Source organism: Janthinobacterium pasteuri, assembly GCF_051380775.1.
Classification (GTDB): domain Bacteria; phylum Pseudomonadota; class Gammaproteobacteria; order Burkholderiales; family Burkholderiaceae_D; genus Janthinobacterium.
The window spans coordinates 15,642-36,340 of record NZ_JBNYXS010000028.1 but is presented as its reverse complement, the minus strand read 5'-3'; the positions used below and the strand labels follow the sequence as shown (position 1 = coordinate 36,340).

General features: G+C 59.9%; 19 protein-coding genes. 11 read left to right on the top strand and 8 right to left on the bottom strand.

The features are described 5' to 3' along the window. Positions 1-11 precede the first annotated feature (11 nt). Together ACQ4WN_RS22555 and ACQ4WN_RS22550 are read right to left on the bottom strand one after the other, a co-directional pair. Entirely contained in the window at positions 12-842 is an 831-nt protein-coding gene (locus ACQ4WN_RS22555; RefSeq protein ID WP_436553540.1) for a transporter substrate-binding domain-containing protein, read from the bottom strand. A 96-nt stretch (positions 843-938) separates the two neighbouring features. Then, the gene (locus ACQ4WN_RS22550) at positions 939-3,059 is read right to left on the bottom strand and encodes a serine hydrolase domain-containing protein (protein ID WP_436553539.1); all 2,121 of its coding nucleotides are present in this window, start codon (positions 3,057-3,059) and stop codon (positions 939-941) included. A gap of 154 nt (positions 3,060-3,213) precedes the next feature. Between ACQ4WN_RS22550 and ACQ4WN_RS22545 the strand changes: the two genes are divergently transcribed. Together ACQ4WN_RS22545 and ACQ4WN_RS22540 are read left to right on the top strand one after the other, a co-directional pair. Further along, positions 3,214-4,875 carry a histidine kinase gene (locus ACQ4WN_RS22545; protein WP_436553538.1) on the top strand — a complete coding sequence of 554 codons (1,662 nt, stop codon included), beginning with the start codon at positions 3,214-3,216 and terminating at the stop codon, positions 4,873-4,875. Further along, complete coding sequence (locus ACQ4WN_RS22540) at positions 4,872-5,561, top strand: LytR/AlgR family response regulator transcription factor (RefSeq protein WP_436553537.1); 690 nt, start codon at positions 4,872-4,874, stop codon at positions 5,559-5,561. Before ACQ4WN_RS22545 ends, ACQ4WN_RS22540 begins: the two co-directional genes overlap by 4 nt. 9 nt (positions 5,562-5,570) lie before the next feature. Here the strand turns inward: ACQ4WN_RS22540 and ACQ4WN_RS22535 are convergent, their stop codons facing one another. Together ACQ4WN_RS22535 and ACQ4WN_RS22530 are read right to left on the bottom strand one after the other, a co-directional pair. Next, on the bottom strand, positions 5,571-6,443 hold the full coding sequence (locus tag ACQ4WN_RS22535; RefSeq protein ID WP_436553536.1) for a M90 family metallopeptidase: 873 nt from the start codon (positions 6,441-6,443) through the stop codon (positions 5,571-5,573). A 274-nt stretch (positions 6,444-6,717) separates the two neighbouring features. After that, entirely contained in the window at positions 6,718-7,218 is a 501-nt protein-coding gene (locus ACQ4WN_RS22530; protein ID WP_010396453.1) for a winged helix-turn-helix domain-containing protein, read from the bottom strand. Positions 7,219-7,696: 478 nt separating this feature from the next. On the opposite strand from ACQ4WN_RS22530, the gene ACQ4WN_RS22525 reads away from it, so the two are divergent. The 9 genes from ACQ4WN_RS22525 to ACQ4WN_RS22485 all read left to right on the top strand — a co-directional run bounded on the left by ACQ4WN_RS22525 (position 7,697) and on the right by ACQ4WN_RS22485 (position 15,623). Beyond that, positions 7,697-7,933 carry a hypothetical protein gene (locus tag ACQ4WN_RS22525; protein ID WP_436553535.1) on the top strand — a complete coding sequence of 79 codons (237 nt, stop codon included), beginning with the start codon at positions 7,697-7,699 and terminating at the stop codon, positions 7,931-7,933. A 45-nt stretch (positions 7,934-7,978) separates the two neighbouring features. Continuing rightward, positions 7,979-8,281: a hypothetical protein gene (locus ACQ4WN_RS22520; protein WP_436553534.1), complete on the top strand. Its 303-nt coding sequence runs from the start codon at positions 7,979-7,981 to the stop codon at positions 8,279-8,281. Positions 8,282-8,343: 62 nt separating this feature from the next. Beyond that, entirely contained in the window at positions 8,344-9,345 is a 1,002-nt protein-coding gene (locus ACQ4WN_RS22515) for an ABC transporter substrate-binding protein (protein ID WP_436553533.1), read from the top strand. Positions 9,346-9,372: 27 nt separating this feature from the next. After that, positions 9,373-10,182 carry an ABC transporter permease gene (locus ACQ4WN_RS22510; RefSeq protein ID WP_436553532.1) on the top strand — a complete coding sequence of 270 codons (810 nt, stop codon included), beginning with the start codon at positions 9,373-9,375 and terminating at the stop codon, positions 10,180-10,182. Between the two features lie 11 nt (positions 10,183-10,193). Continuing rightward, the gene (locus tag ACQ4WN_RS22505) at positions 10,194-10,985 is read left to right on the top strand and encodes an ABC transporter ATP-binding protein (protein ID WP_100876234.1); all 792 of its coding nucleotides are present in this window, start codon (positions 10,194-10,196) and stop codon (positions 10,983-10,985) included. 234 nt (positions 10,986-11,219) lie between these two features. After that, positions 11,220-13,106 (top strand): sensor histidine kinase, encoded by a 1,887-nt coding sequence (locus tag ACQ4WN_RS22500; protein ID WP_436553531.1) that lies wholly within the window; start codon positions 11,220-11,222, stop codon positions 13,104-13,106. Further along, entirely contained in the window at positions 13,106-14,452 is a 1,347-nt protein-coding gene (locus ACQ4WN_RS22495; protein ID WP_070224931.1) for a sigma-54-dependent transcriptional regulator, read from the top strand. The genes ACQ4WN_RS22500 and ACQ4WN_RS22495 overlap by 1 nt, the downstream gene beginning before the upstream one ends. 105 nt (positions 14,453-14,557) lie before the next feature. Beyond that, positions 14,558-14,866 carry a hypothetical protein gene (locus ACQ4WN_RS22490; protein ID WP_436553530.1) on the top strand — a complete coding sequence of 103 codons (309 nt, stop codon included), beginning with the start codon at positions 14,558-14,560 and terminating at the stop codon, positions 14,864-14,866. A gap of 76 nt (positions 14,867-14,942) precedes the next feature. Continuing rightward, positions 14,943-15,623 (top strand): hypothetical protein, encoded by a 681-nt coding sequence (locus tag ACQ4WN_RS22485; protein WP_436553529.1) that lies wholly within the window; start codon positions 14,943-14,945, stop codon positions 15,621-15,623. A 64-nt stretch (positions 15,624-15,687) separates the two neighbouring features. Here the strand turns inward: ACQ4WN_RS22485 and ACQ4WN_RS22480 are convergent, their stop codons facing one another. The 4 genes from ACQ4WN_RS22480 to ACQ4WN_RS22465 form a co-directional block, all read right to left on the bottom strand. Continuing rightward, complete coding sequence (locus tag ACQ4WN_RS22480; RefSeq protein ID WP_436553528.1) at positions 15,688-17,787, bottom strand: peptidase domain-containing ABC transporter; 2,100 nt, start codon at positions 17,785-17,787, stop codon at positions 15,688-15,690. 197 nt (positions 17,788-17,984) lie between these two features. Beyond that, on the bottom strand, positions 17,985-18,452 hold the full coding sequence (locus tag ACQ4WN_RS22475; RefSeq protein WP_436553527.1) for a hypothetical protein: 468 nt from the start codon (positions 18,450-18,452) through the stop codon (positions 17,985-17,987). A 144-nt stretch (positions 18,453-18,596) separates the two neighbouring features. Further along, on the bottom strand, positions 18,597-18,965 hold the full coding sequence (locus ACQ4WN_RS22470; protein WP_436553526.1) for a phospholipase A2: 369 nt from the start codon (positions 18,963-18,965) through the stop codon (positions 18,597-18,599). Between the two features lie 215 nt (positions 18,966-19,180). Beyond that, the gene (locus tag ACQ4WN_RS22465) at positions 19,181-20,515 is read right to left on the bottom strand and encodes an HlyD family secretion protein (protein WP_436553525.1); all 1,335 of its coding nucleotides are present in this window, start codon (positions 20,513-20,515) and stop codon (positions 19,181-19,183) included. Positions 20,516-20,699 lie beyond the last annotated feature (184 nt).

Genomic DNA, 20,699 nt, shown 5'->3' with positions numbered 1-20,699 from the left:
TCAGGCGAGGTTCAGGCGTCAATCTTGTCCGATTCGATCTTGAAATTGCGCTTCTGGAATTTCACATTGCTCGTCGGGCCATACCATTTGAAGAACAGTTTTTCCGCCTCGCCCGATTTTTCCAGTCCGCGCAGCACCTGGTCGACGGCCGTTTTCACGCCCGCCTCGCCCTTGCGGATGCCGAAGGCGAAGACTTCCTGGCTGATATTTTGCGGCAGCACAAGGTAATCCTGTTGCGCCGCGCCCAGCTTGGCGTAGTTGTTCAGCAGCGAGACTTCATCGTCGACATAGCCGACGCCCTTGCCTTGCTGCAAGCCCAGATAGGCCTGGCCCGCCGTCTCGAATGTCACCACGTCCACGCCGGGCACGGCCTTGCGGATATTCGGTTCCTGCGTACCGCCCTTGACGGTCAGCACTTTCTTGCCGGCCAGGCCAGCGACCGTCGTGATATTGCTGCTTTTCTTGACCAGCACGCGCTGGCCCGTATAAAACGTCGACAGCGAAAAATCGATCAACGCTTCGCGTTCCTTGTTGTGCGTCAGGGATGCCGTCAGTATATCGATGCGGCCTTGCTGCAATTCAGGAATGCGGGCAGCCACGGCCAGCTGCTTGATCACCGGTTTGACGCCGAGGCCCTGGGCGATGGCACGGCACAGGTCCACTTCATAGCCGACCAGCTGGCGCGACTTGGCGTCGATGAAACTGTTCGGCTCGTCCGTGCCCAGGGTGCCGCAGACCAGCTCGCCTTTCGCCTTGATGGCGGCCAGCTGGTCCGCTTGCGCCACCTGCGTGAAGGCGATGGAGGTGAAAAGAAGCGCGGCGAAGTGAAGACGGGTCTGCATGGGATTCCTTTGGTGGCGTAATGAATGCCGCCATTAGACCGCGGCGCCCTTATTTCCAAAAAGGAATCTTTTCACCCATGTTTATGCAGAATTCATCTAAGGCGCCAGCGCCTTCGTCTCGCCACCGAGGCGCTGGATCGCCGCCCTGGCCCCCACGGCACCCGGATAGCGGGGATCGAGCTGCAGTGCCTGCCGGTAGGCCTCGACGGCCTGCGGGCGCAAGCCTTGCTCTACATAAAACTCGGCCAGGCTGTCCTGGAGATTTGCTTCGCGCGGATGCAGGCTGACGGCCGCCTGCAACACGACCATGCCTTGCGCCACGGCGCCGCCGCCTTTCAACCGGTAGGCTTCCAGGTTCAGCGCCGCCGGGCTGGCTGCACCCAGCGGGTCGCGGGCCAGGGCCAGGCGCAGGGCGGCGAGCGCAGGTTCCGTCCTGCCGGCGCGCAGCAAGGTCAAGCCTTGCAGCGCATGCGCGCGATCGCTGAGCGGATACAGTTCTACGGCCAGGCGGCTGGCCGACAGCGCCGATTCCATCTCGCCGCGCGCGGCCGATGCCTGCGCCAGGTCTTGCAGCTCGGACACGAAATCGGGATAAGCGCGCTGGCCGCGGAAGGCCGTGCGCAGCTGGCTACCGAGTGCAGCAATAGACGCGTACGCGGAGGCGGGTGCAGGTGCGGCCGGCCAGGCGACGGCGGCCGTGCGGTCCCAGCTGGCCGCCAGGGCCACGATGGCTTGCTCGAAGGCGGGGTCGAAGCGGGGCAAGGTGCTGGCCGCTTTGCTTTGCGACAATAGGACATAGTCGCGCGCAAACGCCAGCGCTCCCCCGCGCGAGTAGGTGTCCAGGTCGATACCCGACTGGCGCAACGCCGCGGCCATGCTGGCGCCAGCCACCAGGAAGACGCGGCCGCCGGCGGGATGGCGGGCCGCTTCAATGAAGGCGCGCGCCGCCGTGGCGTCCGGCGCCAGCGCCTGGCGGTTGATTTGCGCAAATGCCTCGCGCGTGGTGGCGGCATCGGCATAAGGCTGGCGCGTGCGCTCGGCATGCGCCCTGCCCTCCTCGAACAGGCCTTGCGCCACCTGGTAAGCGCGCTGCGCGCCCGCATCGGCGATATACGTGTTCAGCTGCCACGGTTCGCCCGTGACCACCTCGAACAGACGCCGCACGAAGGCCTCGGGATTGACGCGCTCGAGATTGGCGGCGACGGCAATGGTGAGCTTGCGCGAGGGAAAGCTGTACAGATAGGTGACGGTTTCCGGCTGCTGGCCGCTGTGGGCCATGGCGTAGCGCCCGCCCGCGGGGAAGATTTCCCAGCCCATGCCATAGTTCGTCAAGCGGCCCGCGCGCGTGGCCATCGGCTGCACCATGGCGGCAACGCTGGCCGCCGACAGGATCTTGCCGTCATGGACACCCCTGCCGAACGCCAGCATGTCGGGCACGCTGCTGCGTGTGCCGCCGGCTGAAAAGCGGCTGCTGATATCGACGAATTCCGAGTTTTTCAAGGCCTGGCCGTCCAGCCGGTAGCCGCGCACGCGATGGGCAATCACGGCGTCCGGGTCATCCAGCACGGTGGCGTCCATGCCCAGCGGCCCCCAGACGTGGCGCCGCATGTAGCCGCCATAGCTTTCGCCCGAGGCGCCCTCGATGACGGCGCCCAGCAAGTTGTAGCCATAGCTGGTGTAGCGGAAGCGCGTGCCCGGTTCGGCGATCAGATCGAACTGCTCGAAGACGGCGATGGACTGGCGCGTATCCTTGCGCTCCTTGAAATGCTGTTCCACCTGGCTGTTGCGATAGGCATCGATGCCGCCCAGGTGGCCCAGCAACTGGCGCACCGTGATGGGAAACGCTTTGACGGGGAAATACGGCACATAGGTTTGCACGGGCGCATCCAGGTCGATCTTGCCCTGTTCGACCAGTTGCAAGACGGCCACCGCCGTCATGGGCTTGGTGACGGACGCCAGCCGGTAGCTGGACCGGGCCGTGGCCGGCACGCGGTTTTCCAGGTCGGCATAGCCATAGCCTTTTACCCATTCCACGTCGCCCTGGCTAAAACCGACGGTCACGCCCGGAATACGTTCCGCCCCCATGCGCTGGGCCACCCAGCCATCGAAGTCCGCCAGGCGCGCGGCCAGCGCGGAAGCGGGTTCGGAGGCGGCCTGCGCCACGCCGCACAACAGCGCCAGCGCGCCGGCGAAACCATAGTATTTGCTGCTTTGCATAATCAGTCATTCCCTGGTGAGGCCGCGTCCACCACGCGGCGCTGATGCATGGTAAGTGTTCTTTTACACACTTTTGGCGGGCGCTGCACGAAATGCACGTGGTCCGCATGAACGACACCAAAGAGCATGAAAATGTTGCAAAGGAGCAGCTACAATGCCCGCCATGCGCTCTTTCTTCCACTACCTGCTGCGGTACTGTTTCGCTTGCTGCCTGGCCTTGCCCACCTTCGCCTGCGCCATGCATCCGCTAGGGTTAGACGAAGGCTGGCGCACCTGCGGCAACCCACCATCTGCGCCAGCCGCCTCACTGCAGCAGTTGGTCCGGCCGGGCCAGCTGCTGTGTGTCGAGCGCGACGTCAGCCTGGCCGCCACGCCGTCGTCGACGCAACTGCTGGTGCTGTCCGCGCTGGCTTCCAGCGAGCTGTGGCTCGATGGCGTATTGATCGGCAGCAATGGCCAACCGGCCCGTCAGGCCAGCGGGGAACGTGCGGGTGACATCGATTTCGCCATCCACCTGACGCCACAGCAGCTGACCGCCGGCAAGCACCACCTGCGCCTGCTGTTATCGACGCAGCAGGTGCCGGACCGCCTGGCGTCGCCATTTTATGCGCTGTACCTGGTCGACCGGCAAGATTACCGCGCGGGGCTGGCCTGGTACCGGCTGCCGCCGCTGCTGCTGGCCGGGGCGCTGGGGGCCGTCGCCCTGCTCTTCCTGTCCTTGACGGTGCTGTACCAGCGGCAACGGCACTGGTCCATGTTTGCCGCGCTGTGCCTGGTGGCGGCGCTGCTGCTGGTGGTGGAAATCTGGCGCAGCTTGACCGGCTATGCCTATCCCTGGCACTTGCCGCGCCTGTATGCCGTCAGCGCCCTGACCTGGCTGTTTTCCGCCCTGCTGCCCCTGTATTTTTATACGGCCTGGCACCTGCCCCGCTGGCCGCTGGCGGCGGCAGTGCTGCTGGCATGCATCGCGCTGGCCGGCGCGCTGCCCGCGCATTTCGACACCCGCTGCTGGCTGATGTTTTTGGCGGGCCTGGCAGCGAGCCTGATGCTCAACTTGGGCGCCCTGTGGCGCCGCCTGCCGGGCAGCCGCGGCGGCACGCTGATTGCGCTCGCTTCGTGCGCCCTGTTCCTGCTGACGGGCAGCCAGTTTGCCGAAGGCGGCTTCGCCCTCGTCGTGTGCTTTTTGCTGCTGCCCCTGTGTGCGCAATTGCTGGCACAGCTATTGCACGAACGCAGCAAGGCGGCGCGTGCCCAGCAACTGGAAAACCAGCTCTTGCGCAAAAGCATGCAACCGCATTTCCTGATGAATTCCCTCAGCCTGATCAGCGAACTCAATGCGCAATCGCCGCAGGCGGCCGAAAACTTCATCGAGGCGCTGGGCGCCGAATTGCGCATGCTCAACGAGTTTGCGCAGCAACCCAGCATTGCCCTGACGCAGGAACTGGCCCTGTGCGAGAATTACCTGAGCATCATGGGCACGCGGCTGCAGCAGCCGTGCCGTTTGCAGCTCGATGGCGAGGCGGCAGGCATCACCGTGCCGCCCGCGCTGTTACTGACGGCGCTGGAAAATGCATTCAGCCACAACCGCTACCGCCAGGGCGCGGCCTTTATCCTGCGCATCGCACAACATGCGCAAACGCACGTGCTCACCCTGATTGTGCCGGAAGGCGTAGCGCGCCCGCATGCGGGTAGCGGCGTGGGCGAACAGTACATCCGCGCCAGCCTGCACGCCGTGTTTGGCGATCATGCCCGCTATGCCAGCGAACAACAGCCAGCAGGCTGGCGCCTCACCTTTACCTTGCCGGCGGCGCCATGAATGTGTTGATACTGGAAGATGAACCGCTGATCGCGCAAGGCCTGGAACGCGAGGTGCGCGCGCATTTCGGCGCGCGCCTCAGCCATGTCGTGCTGCATGACAATGTGGAACAGGCGCAAGCCGCCTTGCGGCAGCATGACTATGACTTGCTGCTGCTGGACTTGCACCTGCACGGCGCGGATGGCTACGACTTGCTGCGCCAGGCCGGCAGCGCCCCGTTCCAGACCATCATCGTCTCGGCCCACGCGGACCGCTCGATCACCGCCTTCGAGTTTGGCGTGCTCGACTTCGTCGCCAAACCCTTCAGCCGAGAACGCCTGCACAAGGCGCTGCAACGCTATACCGGGCGGCACACGCAAGCGGCCTCGCTGGCCATCAAGAAACGGGGGGCGCTGGAATGGATCGCCATGGCCGACATCGACCACGTGCAGGCCGATGGTCACTACAGCAATATCGTGCTGCGCAGCGGCGAACAGTGCTTTCACGACCTGGCTATCGACAAGCTCATGGCCCTGCTGCCACCCCACTTCCTGCGCGTGCACCGCTCCTACATCGTCAACAGCCTGGGCTTCAAGCGACTGCAGATCGCGGCGGGCGGCAAATACGCACTCGACACGCAAACCAGCACGGGCATACCCGTGTCGCGCAGCAGCTATCCCGCGCTGAAACAGCGGCTGCTGGGCTGAAGTCCCCGCTTACCAGTGCTGGGCAAAGTTGGGAAATGGCGAATCCATGTGTTCGGCTTCCACTGGCGGCGCCATCCAGTCGCGCGGATCGACCTTGTAGTACTGCAAAAACTGCGCATACAGTTCTTCGTGGTGCTCGGCCATCTGGTACGGCTTTTCAAAGAAAGTTTCCGTGGCCACGGCAAAGAATTCGGCGGGATTCGTGGCACCATAGTGGTCCATCACGCTTTGCTGCTGAAGCATGGCGTCGTGGCGCAGGTTGTCGAAGTCGCGCGACAGCACGGTGGCCCAGCTGCGGTAGCTGGACACGCTGGGCAGATACGGCGCGCCATTCGCCGCGCCAGATTCACTGTCGAGCTGGTGGGCAAATTCATGCAGCACCACGTTGTGGCCATCGGTCCAGTCAGCGGCGCCGCGCTGCACGTGATCCCAGGCCAGCACCACGCGGCCATCGCCCCAGGATTCGCCCAATAAACCATTCGCCGATGGCGTCACCACGCCGCCCGGCCCCACTTCATTGCGCGTGACGATGAATTCCGTGGGATACACGAGGATGGTGTCGAGTTCCGGATACACCTGGGTCTGGCGATTCAGCAGCAGCAAACAAGCCTGGCCAGCGATGGTGTAGCGCATTTCGTCCGTGATCTCCAGGCCGCCGCAACCGACGAATTTCTTCTGGTACAGGAATTGCACGACGAGATGGCGCAATTGATCCTGCAGCGGCGCCGGCATGCGCGCATACACGGGAATATTCGTTTCCAGCACGGCCAGGCATTCGGGCGGCAAGGGCTTGGCCAGGGCACGCTTCAAACGCCAGCGGGGAAACCACAGCGACAACACGATGGCGGCCGTGACGAAGGCGATCCACAGCAGCGGGTTCATGCGGCGGCCCGCTTCAGGACAGCGAGGGCAATAAGGCTAAGGGAGACGGCGTAGGCAGACAAGGACAAGCTCCTTCGAATGAACCCGCAGCGGGACGGGCGGGCACTCCAGCCCACATGGGGATGCTTGCAGTCTTTTCAATCAGAGCAGATCAAAGGGCCTGGTGCAACGCCAAAAGCCGGGGTTTAACCCGGCTTTCAACATGCTTTTGATAATTCAGACTACAAGCATCAGGCCCGCCAGCCGCCGCGCGGCCGCTCGGGCGCAATATTGTTTACTCTGCAGCCTTTTGCTGAGGCGCACCAAACAGGGCGGCAACCAGGGGATCGCGCGTCACGGGACCGCGGTTGACGCGGATGGCGTAATGCGTGTCATCGGCCAGGATGTGGAAGTGGCGGCCGCTGCCTGCCATGCTTTGCTCGCGCAGGCCGGGACGGTCCTTGCGCGGCGGCGCGCCTTCGCGTTTTGGCTGGACGATAGCGGCCAGGAAGGCGCGCACGCGCTCAGGGTCTGGCGTCAGCTGGTACACTGCCTTGCCCAGATAAGTTGCGGTACCTTCGATATAGCGGGCCAGTTCGATCACGCCCGCTTCGCGCAGGTCGCGGATGTATTTGCGGGCACCCGATGGCGAAAACTTGAGGAACCAGGCGATTTCATCGGCCAGCATCTCGTGCAGCGACAGTTCGCCGATCAGTTTTTGCATGTTTTCGATGCGGCGCAGGGTGGCCGACGTCGAACGCACGCGCTCGATCGGCGCCATGGAAATGGGATTCATGCGTTCCGGGGGGATGGGTGCTGCGCGTTCTACCATTTGCGAGCCTTTTTCGGGGCTACGAAGTTCCTGGTGCGCTGCCTTTAATTCGCTCTTCACGTGAGACTGAGTCATTGCATGCATTTGAATACTCCTTTTAAACGATTGCCGGTAGCCCGGATTGTTAAGTTCTTGGCAATTTTTATACCAGAACACCACGAATCCTGAGCGTCTGCACACAGAATGCCAGCCTGCTCCTCACTGGTCTGTGCGTTAACGAACATTAGAAGCAAGAAAGCGAAAAATATTGCCCTATTGAATTATTTCTCTCATGGCATCTAAGTGGCATCTAAAAAACGCTGTGCTCCCACTCTGCGCCCCCATTCATGGCGCAAAGTGAAATAGCGAACAGAAGCAGAAGCTCCATTGCAATAAATTCAAGCTTCGCGCGCGGCCCCCGCCGCCCGCATCGCGAACCTTCGACTCTTGCAAAGGAAACATCATGAAAATGCCAGCCCTGTTGGCCGCCGCCTTGCTCGTCACCCTGTCCGCCTGTAAGAAACCGGCAGAAGCACCGCTGCCCGAAATAGCGCCCAACCCCACGTCTGCGCCACAAGTGATGCCGGCCCCCGTCACGCCAGCCATGCCCGAAACAGGTGCTGGCAGCACGACGCCGCCTGCGCCGCTGACCGATCCCGCCACCGCGCCCGCCCTGCCGCCCGCCACGGCGCCGAAGTAAAGCCTACAGACGAGGCCGCCGGACGGCGATCAATCAGGCGCACTCGTGGCGCCATCCCTACTCCACGGGGGGGAGTTACGCGTTGCCAGCCTGTTTGCAACGCGTTTTTTTACGATTGGAGTCGGCCACGCCATGAAGGTTCCACGGCAGGCGCAGCACCGGCCAGCATGGAATTCACCCGCCGAAAATGCGGCAATTCGCACAGCATTTCCCCTCGCCGTGCGGAAAGACGGACTATCGATATTTCCCACTTTCAACAAAATCAAATTAAACCTTTATAAACAATCACTTGCAATAAACGCCAAAATGCGCTCCACTGGCACGGAAGATGCTTTTATATTTTCATAACCGCCACCAGAGCGGCAGCCTGACCCACTATATAAAACCATCTACTTTTTGGAGACAACAGCATGGCACGCACCTTCCGCATCCCGTCCTTCCTGAATACCAAAGCACTGGCCGTGGCCGTCGCACTGGCCGCGCAATTCCCGCTGGCCGTCCATGCGGCCGACCTCGTACGCCTGGGCAACCTGAAATTCGCCCATTACGGCGCCGTCGCCTACATGAAGGAAATCGCGCCTAAGTACGACCTGAAAATCGAAGAACGCATCTTCGCCAAGGGCCTCGACATCGTGCCGGCCATGATCGCCGGCGAAATCGACGTCTCCGCCAGCGCGCTGGAAGCGGCCATCACGGGCCGCGCCACGGGCTTGCCCGTGTACCTGGTGGGCGGTTTCGCCAAGGGCGGCGTGCAAATCGTCGGGCGTCCCGACCTGAACATCAAGGGCATTGCCGACCTGAAAGGCAAGAAAGTCGGCGTCACGCGCGGTGGCCCACAGGAAATCCTGCTGTTTGCCGAACTCACCAAGGCCAAGCTGACCTGGTCCGACAAGCCGGGCAAGGACGTACAGATCCTGTACATGGGCTACCCGGACCTGAACCAGGCTCTCTTGACCCGCGATATCGACGTCATGAGCCAGTCCGAGCCGTACTCGACCCAGGCGATCCACAAGAAATACGGCGCGGCCATCATCAAGCCGTATGACACGCCGCTGGGCGAGCCCGTGCGCGCGCTCGTGATGACGGAAAAAATGTACAAGGAAAAGCCGGCCGTGGCCCAGCGCTTCATGGATTGCTTCGTCGCCGCCACCCGCGCCTTCCTGGCCGACCCGAAACTGGCAGAAAAATACGTGCGCGAATCGATGTTCAAGAACCAGATCACGTCCGAGGATTACCGCGATGCCATCGACAACGCCATCTTCACGGAAGACATCACCCAGAGCCACGTACAGCTGACCACCGACTACATGGTGAAATTCGGCGTGGGCCGCATGGCCAAGGCGCCTGCCGCCCAGGATTGGGTCAAGCTGGACTTGCTGGAAAAAGCCAAGAAATCCTACGCACCACGCTAATCTGAAAGTATCACGATGAATATTCAAATGATGAAACGCTTCGCGCACGGTGCCATCGTGCCCGTGGTCGCGTTGCTGTTCTGGCAAGCATTGTCGACGTTTGGCTGGATCAACCCGCAAATCCTGCCCTCGCCCGTGGCCGTACTGGTGAAGTGGTATGAATACCTGATCCCCATGCAAGCGTACACGCCGGAAGCGGGCAACTACCTGGTGTGGATGTTCTCCGGCGAACTGCCGCACGACGCCTGGGCCAGCCTGTCGCGCGTGCTGGGCGGCTTTGCCATCGGCGCCGGCCTGGCCTTGCCACTGGGCTTGCTGATGGGTACCAACAAGACCATCTATAAACTGTTCGACCCGCTGGTGCAGGTGCTGCGCCCGATTCCACCGATCGCCTACATTCCGCTGGCGATTCTGTGGTTCGGCCTGGGCAACCCGCCCGCCTTCTTCCTGATCAGCATCGGTTCCTTCTTCCCCGTGCTGATGAATACCATCGCCGGCGTGCGCCAGGTCGACGGCATTTATATTCGCGCCGCACGCAACCTGGGCGCCAGCCAGATGACGATGTTCCGCCGCGTCATCCTGCCAGCGGCCACGCCGTATATTTTGGCCGGCGCGCGCATCGGCATGGGCACGGCCTTTATCGTCGTGATCGTGGCGGAAATGATCGCCGTCAACAGCGGCCTCGGTTTCCGCATCCTGGAAGCGCGCGAGTATTTCTGGTCTGACAAAATTATCGCCGGCATGTTTACCATCGGCCTGTTCGGTCTGGCCATCGATATGGCCATGAATGCCCTGAATAATCATTTGCTGCAGTGGCACCGCGGCCTGGAACACTGAGAGGAACGGCCATGACCACGATCAATATCAATGCAGTCAATAAGATCTTCACTACGGGCGGCGCCGACGTCATCGCCCTGAAGGATATCAACCTGGAAATCGCCAGCGGCGAGTTCATCTGCCTGCTGGGGCCGTCCGGCTGCGGCAAGTCGACCCTCTTGAACGCCATCGCCGGCTTTTCGCAGCCGACCTCGGGCCAGATCCTGGCCGGCGGCAAGCTGATCACCGAGCCCGGTCCCGACCGCGGCATGGTGTTCCAGGAATACGCGCTGTTCCCATGGATGACTATTGAGAGCAATATCGCCTTCGGCCTGGAAATCGCCGGCAAGACGCCGGCCGAAATCCGCGAACGGGTCGACATGCTGCTGAGCATGCTGGGCTTGACGGAATTCCGTGCCCGCTACCCGAAAGACTTGTCCGGCGGCATGCGCCAGCGCGTGGCCATTGCCCGCGTGCTGGCCCTCGATTCGCCCATCATGCTGATGGATGAACCGTTCGGCGCGCTGGACGCCTTGACGCGGCGTAACTTGCAAGATGAATTGCTGAAAATCTGGAAAGTCTTCGGCACCACCATCGTCTTCGTCACGCACTCGATCGAGGAATCGATCTACCTGGCCGACCGCACCATCGTCATGACCTACCGTCCCGGCACCATCAAGCGCGACGTGGCGATCGACCTGCCCCGCCCGCGCGACCCGAGCGACCCGGAGTTCAACCGCCTCAAGCGCATGCTGGGCGAGATGGTGATGGAAGAGCAGCAACGTCATCACAATGCGGAGACGATGGCGAGCACCGCTGATTAGTGGTGTCTGACCAAACCTACTGCGCGTCGGTATAGGCGGCCTGCGATGCTCACCGTATTAGAGTACGGTTCCGCTTCTCGGCCACCTCTTCCTTCCGCTCGCTACGGTTTTGTCAGACACTGCAAATTTGCATGTCATTCGTAAATCAGGATTCACCCGTTCGGGTGAATCCCGCCGTACACTACCATTCATACTTTGCGGCGCACGCAAGATCAACCCGACACACGGAGCACCATGGCATTCGGCAAATGGCCCCTGAGACCCGCGCTCGCCCCCCTGCTGGCCGCGGGTTCACTGGTCATGCTGACATGGGCGTCGTATGCCTGGGTCAAGCAGCGCCAGCTCGATGAATTGCACCGCACGCTCGACTCGCGCGCGGAATTGTATGCCGCGTCCATCGGCGGCGCCCTCAACAAGTACGAATTCCTGCCCCTGGCCGTGGCCCAGAGCGATGCCGTGGCGCAACTGCTGGAGCAGCCCAGCGCCGACAAAGTCACGCAGATCAACGCCTACCTGGTCGACATGAACCGCCGCGCGGGCGCCTTTGCCGTCTACGTGCTCGACGACAAGGGCACGACCCTGGCGTCGAGCAACTGGCAAGACCGCAGTTCCTACGTGGGCGTCAACTATGGTTTCCGGCCCTACTTCAAGGATGCGTTCGCGGGCGGCATCGGCCGCTTCTACGGCATCGGTTTCTCCACCTTTGAGGCTGGCTATTTCATTTCCCAACCCGTGCAGCGCAACGGGCGCATCATCGGCATCGTCGCCGCCAAGGTCAACCTGGACTGGATCGAGCAATCGTGGCGCACACCGGGCGCGGGCGAACAGATCTGGGTCAAGGATGCGAATGGCGTGATCATCCTGGCCACCACGCAAGCCTTCAAGTTCAAGACCCTGGCGCCGCTGTCGCCGGCCGCCAAGAACGATATCAGCGAACAACGGCAGTTCCTGCAGGAAAACCTGCCCATCCTGCCACACCGGCTGCGGCGCCAGTTCGCCGATGGCGCCAGCGTCATGACCCTGGAGCGCCAGCAGTCGGGCGACACGCCGGCCTTGTCCGGCAGCGCTGACTACCTGGCCGTGAACCGCTCGCTGGGTCCGCTGCAATGGCAAATCACCGTGCTGGCCGAACTCGACCAGGTCGACGAGGCGGCGCGCAACGCAGCCATCGCCGCCGCGCTGGGCTGGGCCTTGCTGCTGCTGGGGCTGATGTATGCGCGCCAGCGCCGGCGCCGCATTGCCGACAAGCTCAATGCGCAACAGACCTTGGCGCGCGCCTATGAACAGCTGGAAATCAAGGTCGAGCAGCGCACGGCCGATCTGGTGCATGCGAATAGCCGCCTGCAGGCGGAAGTGGCCGAACGCGAGCGGGCCGAACAGACCCTGCGCTATGCCCAGGCGGAACTGGTGCAAAGCGGCAAGCTGGCGGCCATCGGCCAAATGGCGGCCGGCGTCACGCACGAGCTGAACCAGCCGCTGGCCGCCCTGCAAACCTTTTCCGACAATGCCAAAGTCTTTTTGGCACGCGGTCGCATCGACGATGCGCTGGATAATCTGTCCACCATTTCCGACCTCGTCAAGCGCCTCGGCTATGTCACATCGCAACTGAAGGGCTTTGCGCGGCGCAGCGACGATGCGCGAAAACCCGTCAGCGTACGCCAGGCGTTTGCGCAAACCATGCTGCAAATCCGCACGCGCAAGCATTCGCAACGCCTGACCCTGCATGAAAGCTGGCTTGAAGACGACCTCATCGTGCTGTGCAACGCCATCGGCCTGGAGCAGGTGTTTACCAACCTGATCACCAACGCCATGGATGCCGTGCCGGAAAGCGAGCCCGTGCAGATCTGGTTCCAGGTGCGCCGCGAAGGCGACCTCGCCGTGCTGCATATCACCGATAATGGCCCCGGCATCCCGCTGGCCTCGCTCGACAAGATCTTCGACCCTTTTTATACCACCAAGGAACACGGGCTGGGCTTGGGATTGTCGATCAGTGCAGGCATACTGCGCGCGGCCGGCAGCGCACTGGCCGTGCGCAACCGCAGCGCGCAGGAAGGGGGCGGCGCGCAATTTACCATCACCCTCTGCTGCGCCCCGGGGGAGAGAGACGAAGGAAACATCTGATGCACGAGAATAATTTTGAAGGCATGCAAGTGCTGCTGGTGGAAGACGATGCCGTCGTGCGCAAGGGCGCCCGGCAATCGCTGGAACTGGCAGGGCTGCAAGTGACGGCCGTCGCCACGGCCGAGGAAGCGCTGCCCTACCTGGTGCCCGAATTTGCGGGCATTCTATTGAGCGATATCAAGCTGCCCGGCATGGATGGCTTGAAACTGCTCGATATCGCCGTGGCGCAGGATGCCAGCCTGCCCGTCATCCTCGTCACGGGCCATGGCGACGTGTCGATGGCCGTGGGTGCCATGCGCCGTGGCGCCTACGACTTCATCGAAAAACCGTTTTCCGCCGACCTGCTGGTGGAAGTGTGCCGCCGTGCGCTCGACAAGCGCCATCTGGTGCTGGAAAACATGAACTTGCGCCGCCAGCTCGAGCAGCGGGTCGGCATCGAGGCGCGCATCGTGGGCCGCAGCGCGGCCATGGCCAAGGTGCGCCAGCTGGTGCTGAACCTGGCGCCGAAGTCGGCCGACATCATCATCCTGGGCGAAACGGGCACGGGCAAGGAACTGATCGCCCGCTGCCTGCACGACTTCAGCGAGCGGCGCGACCACCCTTTCGTGGCGATCAACTGCGGCGCGCTGCCCGAATCGATTTTTGAATCGGAATTGTTTGGCCACGAGGAAGGGGCATTTACGGGCGCGCAGCGCCAGCGCATCGGCAAGATCGAATACGCGAACGGCGGCACCCTGTTCCTGGACGAAATCGAAAGCATGCCGCTGGCCCTGCAAGTCAAGCTGCTGCGCGTGCTGCAGGAACGGCAAGTCGAGCGCCTCGGGTCGAATAAATTGATTTCCGTCAATTTCCGCGTGATTGCCGCCGCCAAGGAAGACTTGAATGTGCTGGCGGAACAGGGCAAGTTCCGCCCCGACCTGTATTACCGCCTGAACGTGGCCAGCCTGACCTTGCCGGCGCTGCGCAACCGGCGCGAGGATATCCCCCTGCTGTTCGAGTTTTTCGTGTTGCAGGCGGCGCTGCGCTATGGCCAGCCGGCCGCCCTCGTCAGCGGCGAGCTGATCGCATCCCTGATGGCGCAGCGCTGGGCCGGCAATGTGCGCGAGCTGCACAATGTGGCCGACCGCTTCGTGCTGGGCTTGCTCGACGACACCTTGAGCCCGGCCGGCTGCCGCGAAGCCTCGCTGGCCGAGCAAGTCGACACCTTCGAGATTTCCATCATCGAAGAAGCCTTGCGCCGCCACAATGGAAACGTCATCGATGCAGCTGCTGCCTTGAATATCCCGAAGAAAACCCTGTACGACAAGCTCAAGCGATTTGATATCTCGACGGAGCAATTCCGATAATCAGTAGCAAGTAGCCGACACAACCATGGGGCGGCGTCCTACCCGTGCCGGCGGACTCCTGTGTGACAATGCCAGCTCACATCAACACTTGCACAGGACACTGCCATGAAAACCGCCGCTCTCTTGCTGGCCGCCACCCTGATGACCGTCGGCGGCGCCTGGGTACAAGCCCAGTCGACAACGAATCTGAACCAGACGGGCAACCACACCAACAATCCGAATGATCCGGGCCAGAAATCGGACCAGTCCGACAAGCTCGACAACAAAGGCAAGCTGGTGCACGACGCCAAGCCAGCCAAAGCGCGCACCGACAAGCGCACGCGGCGTAACAAGCCCACAGCCACGCCGGACACCCCGGCAGCCAGCGCAGCGGCCACATCGCCACCAGCGACACCGGTAGCACCGGCCCGCTAAGTCCCACTTCCAGCGCTGCGCCACGTTGCTTCCAGGCACGCTATCATCGCGCCTTTACAAGATAGCCAGGAAAACAATGAAAGCAGCATGGCAAACGATGGTAGCGGCAGGCGTACTGGCCGCAGCGAGTGTACAGGCGGCGCCCACGGTGGGCGAGTGCATGGAACTGACGACGGGCATCAAGTTCAGCAAGAATAATGGCGACGCGCAAGTCAACGTCGAGGAAACCTTCGAGGGCAAGAAGCTCAAGGGCACGCAGCTGATCCTCGACGGCGGCGTCCTGCTGGCCACGTCCTACCAGGACATCCGCGACGGCCAGGTATTCCTGACTGGCATGGTGCACTACAACGAAGACGGCAGCGTGCGCAGCAAGAACGTGTACACGCCGCAGTCGGCTATTCCCGCCAACATGCGCCCCGGCCAGGAAGTGCGCGTGCAATTCACGGACACGCAAACGAGCACCCACTACCCGCTGGCGGGCCTGTCCGACAAAATCACCACCTCCACGCGCACGGATAAACGCGATTTCTCCATCACCTTCCTGGGCTGGGAACGCCTGGAGCTGGGCGGGCGCCGCTTCCCCGACGCCTGCAAGTTCGAACTGCGTGACGTCGGTGGCAAAAGCAAAGGCAAAAGCGGCGAATACGTGTGGTACGCGCAAGGCTACGGCGTGATCATGACGGACAAGCTGGACAAGGATGGCGATGTGCAGCCGGCGTATCGCATTGCGCTGACGAAGATCATCAGCGCGCCTTGACGATATCTGGGGAAGCCAGTCCACCGCTCCCCCGCCTGCTGCCCGGCAGCCCCTTCCGTCATGATCATGCGGCGGCCTGAGGCTGTGCTGGACGCAACTCCACGACCTTGCCTGCCTGCAATCCAACGACGCGTTCGGCAGCGTCGATAGTTTCACGGCGGTGCGCCACCATGATGCGCGTGAGCCTCAGCTGGCTCAGTACCTGGTTGACCTTGCGTTCATTATTCATGTCCAGATGGCTGGTTGCCTCGTCAAGCGCCAAGATGCGCGGCTGCTTATACAGGGCCCTGGCCAGCAATATGCGCTGTTTCTGCCCGCCAGACAGGCTGCTTCCCATGTCTCCGACCAGGGTCTGATAACCCATCGGCATCTGCGCAATTTCATCATGGACTGCCGCCTGTCTTGCGCAGCGCTCCACGACGTCGCGTTCGGCGCGGGCATCAAAGAACGCGATATTGTCTTGTAGCGATCCGGCCAGTAACACATCGTCCTGCATCACCGTGCCCACTAGTTGACGGTATGCACGCAGCCCGATCTGTGTAATGGGAACATTGTCGATCAAGACTTCCCCCTCGCTGGGTGCCAACAAGCCGAGAATAATCTTGCATAAGGTCGTCTTGCCGCTGCCACTGGGACCGACCAGGGCCAGGCTCTGGCCGGCGGGGATATGCAAATCGATGCCATTGAGTATCCAGGGCTCGCCTTCCGCATAGCGAAAGCGGATATTCTTCAGGGTCAGGCTGCAATCAAAACGATGCAAATCCGTTTCCTGCTCATGCAGCGCTTCGACTGGTTCAAGCACAATGTCGGCCAAACGCTCGGCATGCAAACTCAGCATCTTCAAGTTGACCAGCAAGTCGACCAGACTGAACAGCCGGGAGGAAAAGGTTCCCGCGTAGCTGGAAAACGCCATCAGCATACCTATCGTCAGCGCATTTTTCATGACCAGTTCGGCCCCGACATAGAACAAGGCCAGCCCCTGCACGCTGAAGATGGTGGTGCTGCTTATCTTGAACAGAATACTCAGTTTCTGCGTCTTGACGTCACGATTGATCACATCCTGCTTCAAGTTTTGCCAGCGTACACGCCGCTCCGCTTCCTGCCCGAATAGTTTCAACGGCATGATGGCACGAATGGTTTCCAGGAAGTGACTGCTTTCTTTTGCCGACAAGATCAAGCGTTCCTGGGATGCCTCGCGCAACGGCTGATAAAAGGCCCAACGCAGCAACGCATATAGCAGGACGGCAGCCAACACCAGGAACGATAACTTGGGGCTGTACATGAACATCATGCCCAAGGCCAGCATGGCCATCAACCCATCTAGCGCACTTTCAACAAACAGGCTGGTCAGTGTCCCCTGTATTGAGGCGATACTACCAAAGCGCGAAACGACGTCGCCCAGATGCCGCTTCTCGAAGAAGGACAACGGCAGGCGTGTCAGATGGGCAAAGATACGTACCGACCATTGCAGCCCTATATCCATGCTCCAGCGCATCAAGAACCAGCTACGCGCCAGGCCGATCGCCGTCTGCGTCACAATCAACAACGCAAAACCACACACCAGCACCTTCAGCAAGTCCTGATCTCCGCTGACGATCACTTCGTCAATGACGAACTGGTTGAACAAAGGGGAAGCAATCGCAAAGACTTCCAAGGCAAGCGCAAGCGCCAGTATCTGTACCAGCGCACGGCGCAGTCCCAGCACATGACCGGTCAGGTCGCGTATGGCCACTTTGCGGCGTTCATCGGCCACGACAAAATCCGCGTTCGGCGCAAGCTCCATGGCCACCCCCGTGAAGTGCTTCGAGACGACGCCCAGCGGTAAACGGGTTTCGCCGATGGCAGGATCGAGTAGCGTCACCATGGTCACGCCGCGCCACGTCTTGCTGACTTTTTTCAGGACAACGAAGTGATTGAGGTTCCAATGCAAAATACAGGGCATTTGCAGCTTCGACAACTCATCGAGTTCGAGACGTAGCGGACGCGCCGCCAACTGCATCGATGCGGCATGACGCATGAGCTGCTCCAGCGTGACCCCTTTCAGGCTGATGGGAAAGCGGCGGCGCAATTCGGCCAGGTCGGTATGACGACCATAATGGCTGGCGACCATGGCAAGGCATGCCAGACCACATTCGCTGGACTCCGTTTGTAAGACAGTTTGCATAAATTGGATAATGAGGAACAGGGCTTGCCGTATACAAGCCCGAAAAAAGACGCGTGGCGCCTGGCCACGTCGATAAGCAGCCTTCCTCGCAAACCAGTGTAGCGAATGGGATGAAAAATACGCTGCCTGGCGCCACGATTAATGAATCAGCCTGGCGATGCCGGCAAAGATGGCCCTATGCTGGCGAACATTCATTGCTAGAGATCATGACGATCAAACAACCATACACCATCCCTCTTCACAAATACAAAAGTATCGCGATGAACGCCGGTGTCAGGCGGCATGCCGCGAAAATCCACGGTCAAGAAAATAGTTTGGGGATCGTGCACCACCCAATTCCACATTTTTTTCGATATATAATAATTTAGGTTATCTATTTTCGGAGGAAATCGCATATGCTTGATCCCGTTACTGGTAGCAAGCGCGAAAAATGATGACGGGGTTGCTCGAACCTGGCTATAAACCTGGAAAAAGTCCATCACTGCGTTAATAGCCTCTTTCACCACAGCCAAATCTTCGGCAGTCTTAATCGCAGAAAGATCCACCCTGTTCTTTATCTTCCGATTAGGTGGCTCTTTCATAAATCTAAAATCCAATGGCCTGACATTGACTGTATTTTCTGCGGCACCTACTATTTTCTCGGCAGCATGCCCTGGCAACATCATTATCCAAAACCCCAAAAAAAGAAAAATACAGTAAAATTTCCGCAAATGACCCCCGCAATACTATATCTACAATTTATTTTTCAGCATGAAGAAAAAGGACCGATATTTTCCGCGCGCCCTCTTCCCCCATGCCACCAACACTAATTACATTTCATCATTAATTATTTCAGAAAGATATTTAGAACCGGTGATGCCGCCATTCGATCCGCCACTCGATCCACCATTACCCTCGTAAAAGGCACCACCAAAAAGGGATACGCCGGCACCATAAATTTCCGCCATAACATTGCAACCAAACGAATCGTTATAATTTGTGGCGCAAATATTGTGCATATCCGCCTTGAACATGGCGTCAGCGTCTACACGGCTTACCAGGGAACCAGCGGAATAGTTATCATCGTGCCGATCACAGGCGCTCCGGAAATCATAGCCAAACGGTGCGTCCGGCACCAAGGTGCAGCCGTCGCCGCCGCCCGCTACCACAGCCAATTCTTTTAGTACAATCATGCGCATTTTTGTTATCCTATTTCAAGGTTGAGTTGACCATCCGGAAAGATGGTTTGATACCGCCGGTCAGCGTGCTGTCACACGCTGACCGGCTCTTAGCAAAAGCAGAGCGGATGGGACTATGTCCCGTTCGTTCTGCTCCCTACTAACACTTGCTATCGCGCCAATGCGCGACAGCCGAGATGATTAAAACAACATTGGTGACGCCCCATGACGGCGGCCTAACTCGTCATGGCCAGCAATGGTTCCGCAATCCATTCCCAGATTTTTCGCCTGTCCTGTATTACGTCAGCTTCCAGCGTCATTCCTGGCTTGAGTGCCTGCACTTTCCCATAAGCGTCTATCGTCTGGCGCTCGAGCTTGACCTTGATGCGATATAACGCTTCATTGCCATTAAATCCAGCAATGTTTTGCTGGGCATTGGAGAGGATGGTGCTGGCAATATTCTGTGGCAATTCGGTAGGCGCAAACGGCGTCTTGCTCACATCAGTCACGATGCCGCGCTGCAATCCAAACTTTTGATAGGGATAGGCTTGATAGCGAATCTGCACAAGCTGTCCAATCGCCACGAACCCTGCGGTACGGCTCGGCGCATACAGGTGCACTTCCAGGACGGGGCCCTGCTGCTGCAAGCTAGGTCCGGAGGCAAGCGATGTTGCTTGTGGAATCAAGGTTGCCAGCGCCTGGCCGGCATTGACAGCCTGGCCCGGTTGATAGGTGATGGTCGTAATGGTACCTGGCTGCGGCGCAGTGATCAGACTCGCCTTGCGGTTGCTGTTCTCCGCAACCTCTTGCTTTAATACGGCCTGCGCCCTTTGCAGTTGAGCAAGATCGGTGGACAAGGTATTCGACAAGGCCGCCAGCTCAGCCTCGAGGTTGAGGCGGTTTGCCTGCAACTGGAGACGGGTTCTGGTCAGGCCGGAGACGCGCACACCCAGATCAATGAGATCTTCCTGCTTTTGCTGGGTTTGTGCTGGAGAAACGTAGCCATTTGCCTGCAAGGTTTCGTATTTTTTTAAACTTTCTTGCGACAAACTATAACGCCGCTTTGCCAGATCGATTTCCTGTGCTAGCTGCACCATCTCTGTTTCCTGATTTTTCAAGCGTACAACAATTTCCGCTTTTTTATCATCATGCTGTGCAATACGCACGCGTTGTTCAGAATCAAGGCTTTGCCGCCTGCTGGCCAATTGTTGAGCGATTAATACCGTCAACTCACCATTGCTACTTTGACGCTCCGTCGATAATTCGAACAATGTCTGGCCAGCGGATACTCGTTCTCCTTCACGCACCAGGCTTCGAATTAAAATACCTTCATTGGGTGCATGAATTCCAAGACTTCCCGTATCCGGAACCAATATCCCAGCCGTACGTGCTTTTTTTGTCACGCTCCCCGTCACAACAAAAATAATCAATGCACTTGCAATCATGATCGAAAAAGTTGCAATTAACCAGTTGGATAAAGGCTGCGCCAATCGAATGGCGCCCAACCATTGTTGATTTGACGAGGCAACAACTTCCGACCGAAATAAGGGAGATTCGACTTCATTATTCATCGACATAGGAATGCGGAAAATCTAGCGGTCTTGGACCAGAAGACAGTGAGAATATACTTTCCCAATGGAAATGTAAATATTTTTTGCTAACTTTTCTTGGAAGCCGTTCACCTACGTATTTTTCCGATATTTCCACTTTGACATTCCACATACTTTCCCAACAAAGACAGCATCCATGACAGGC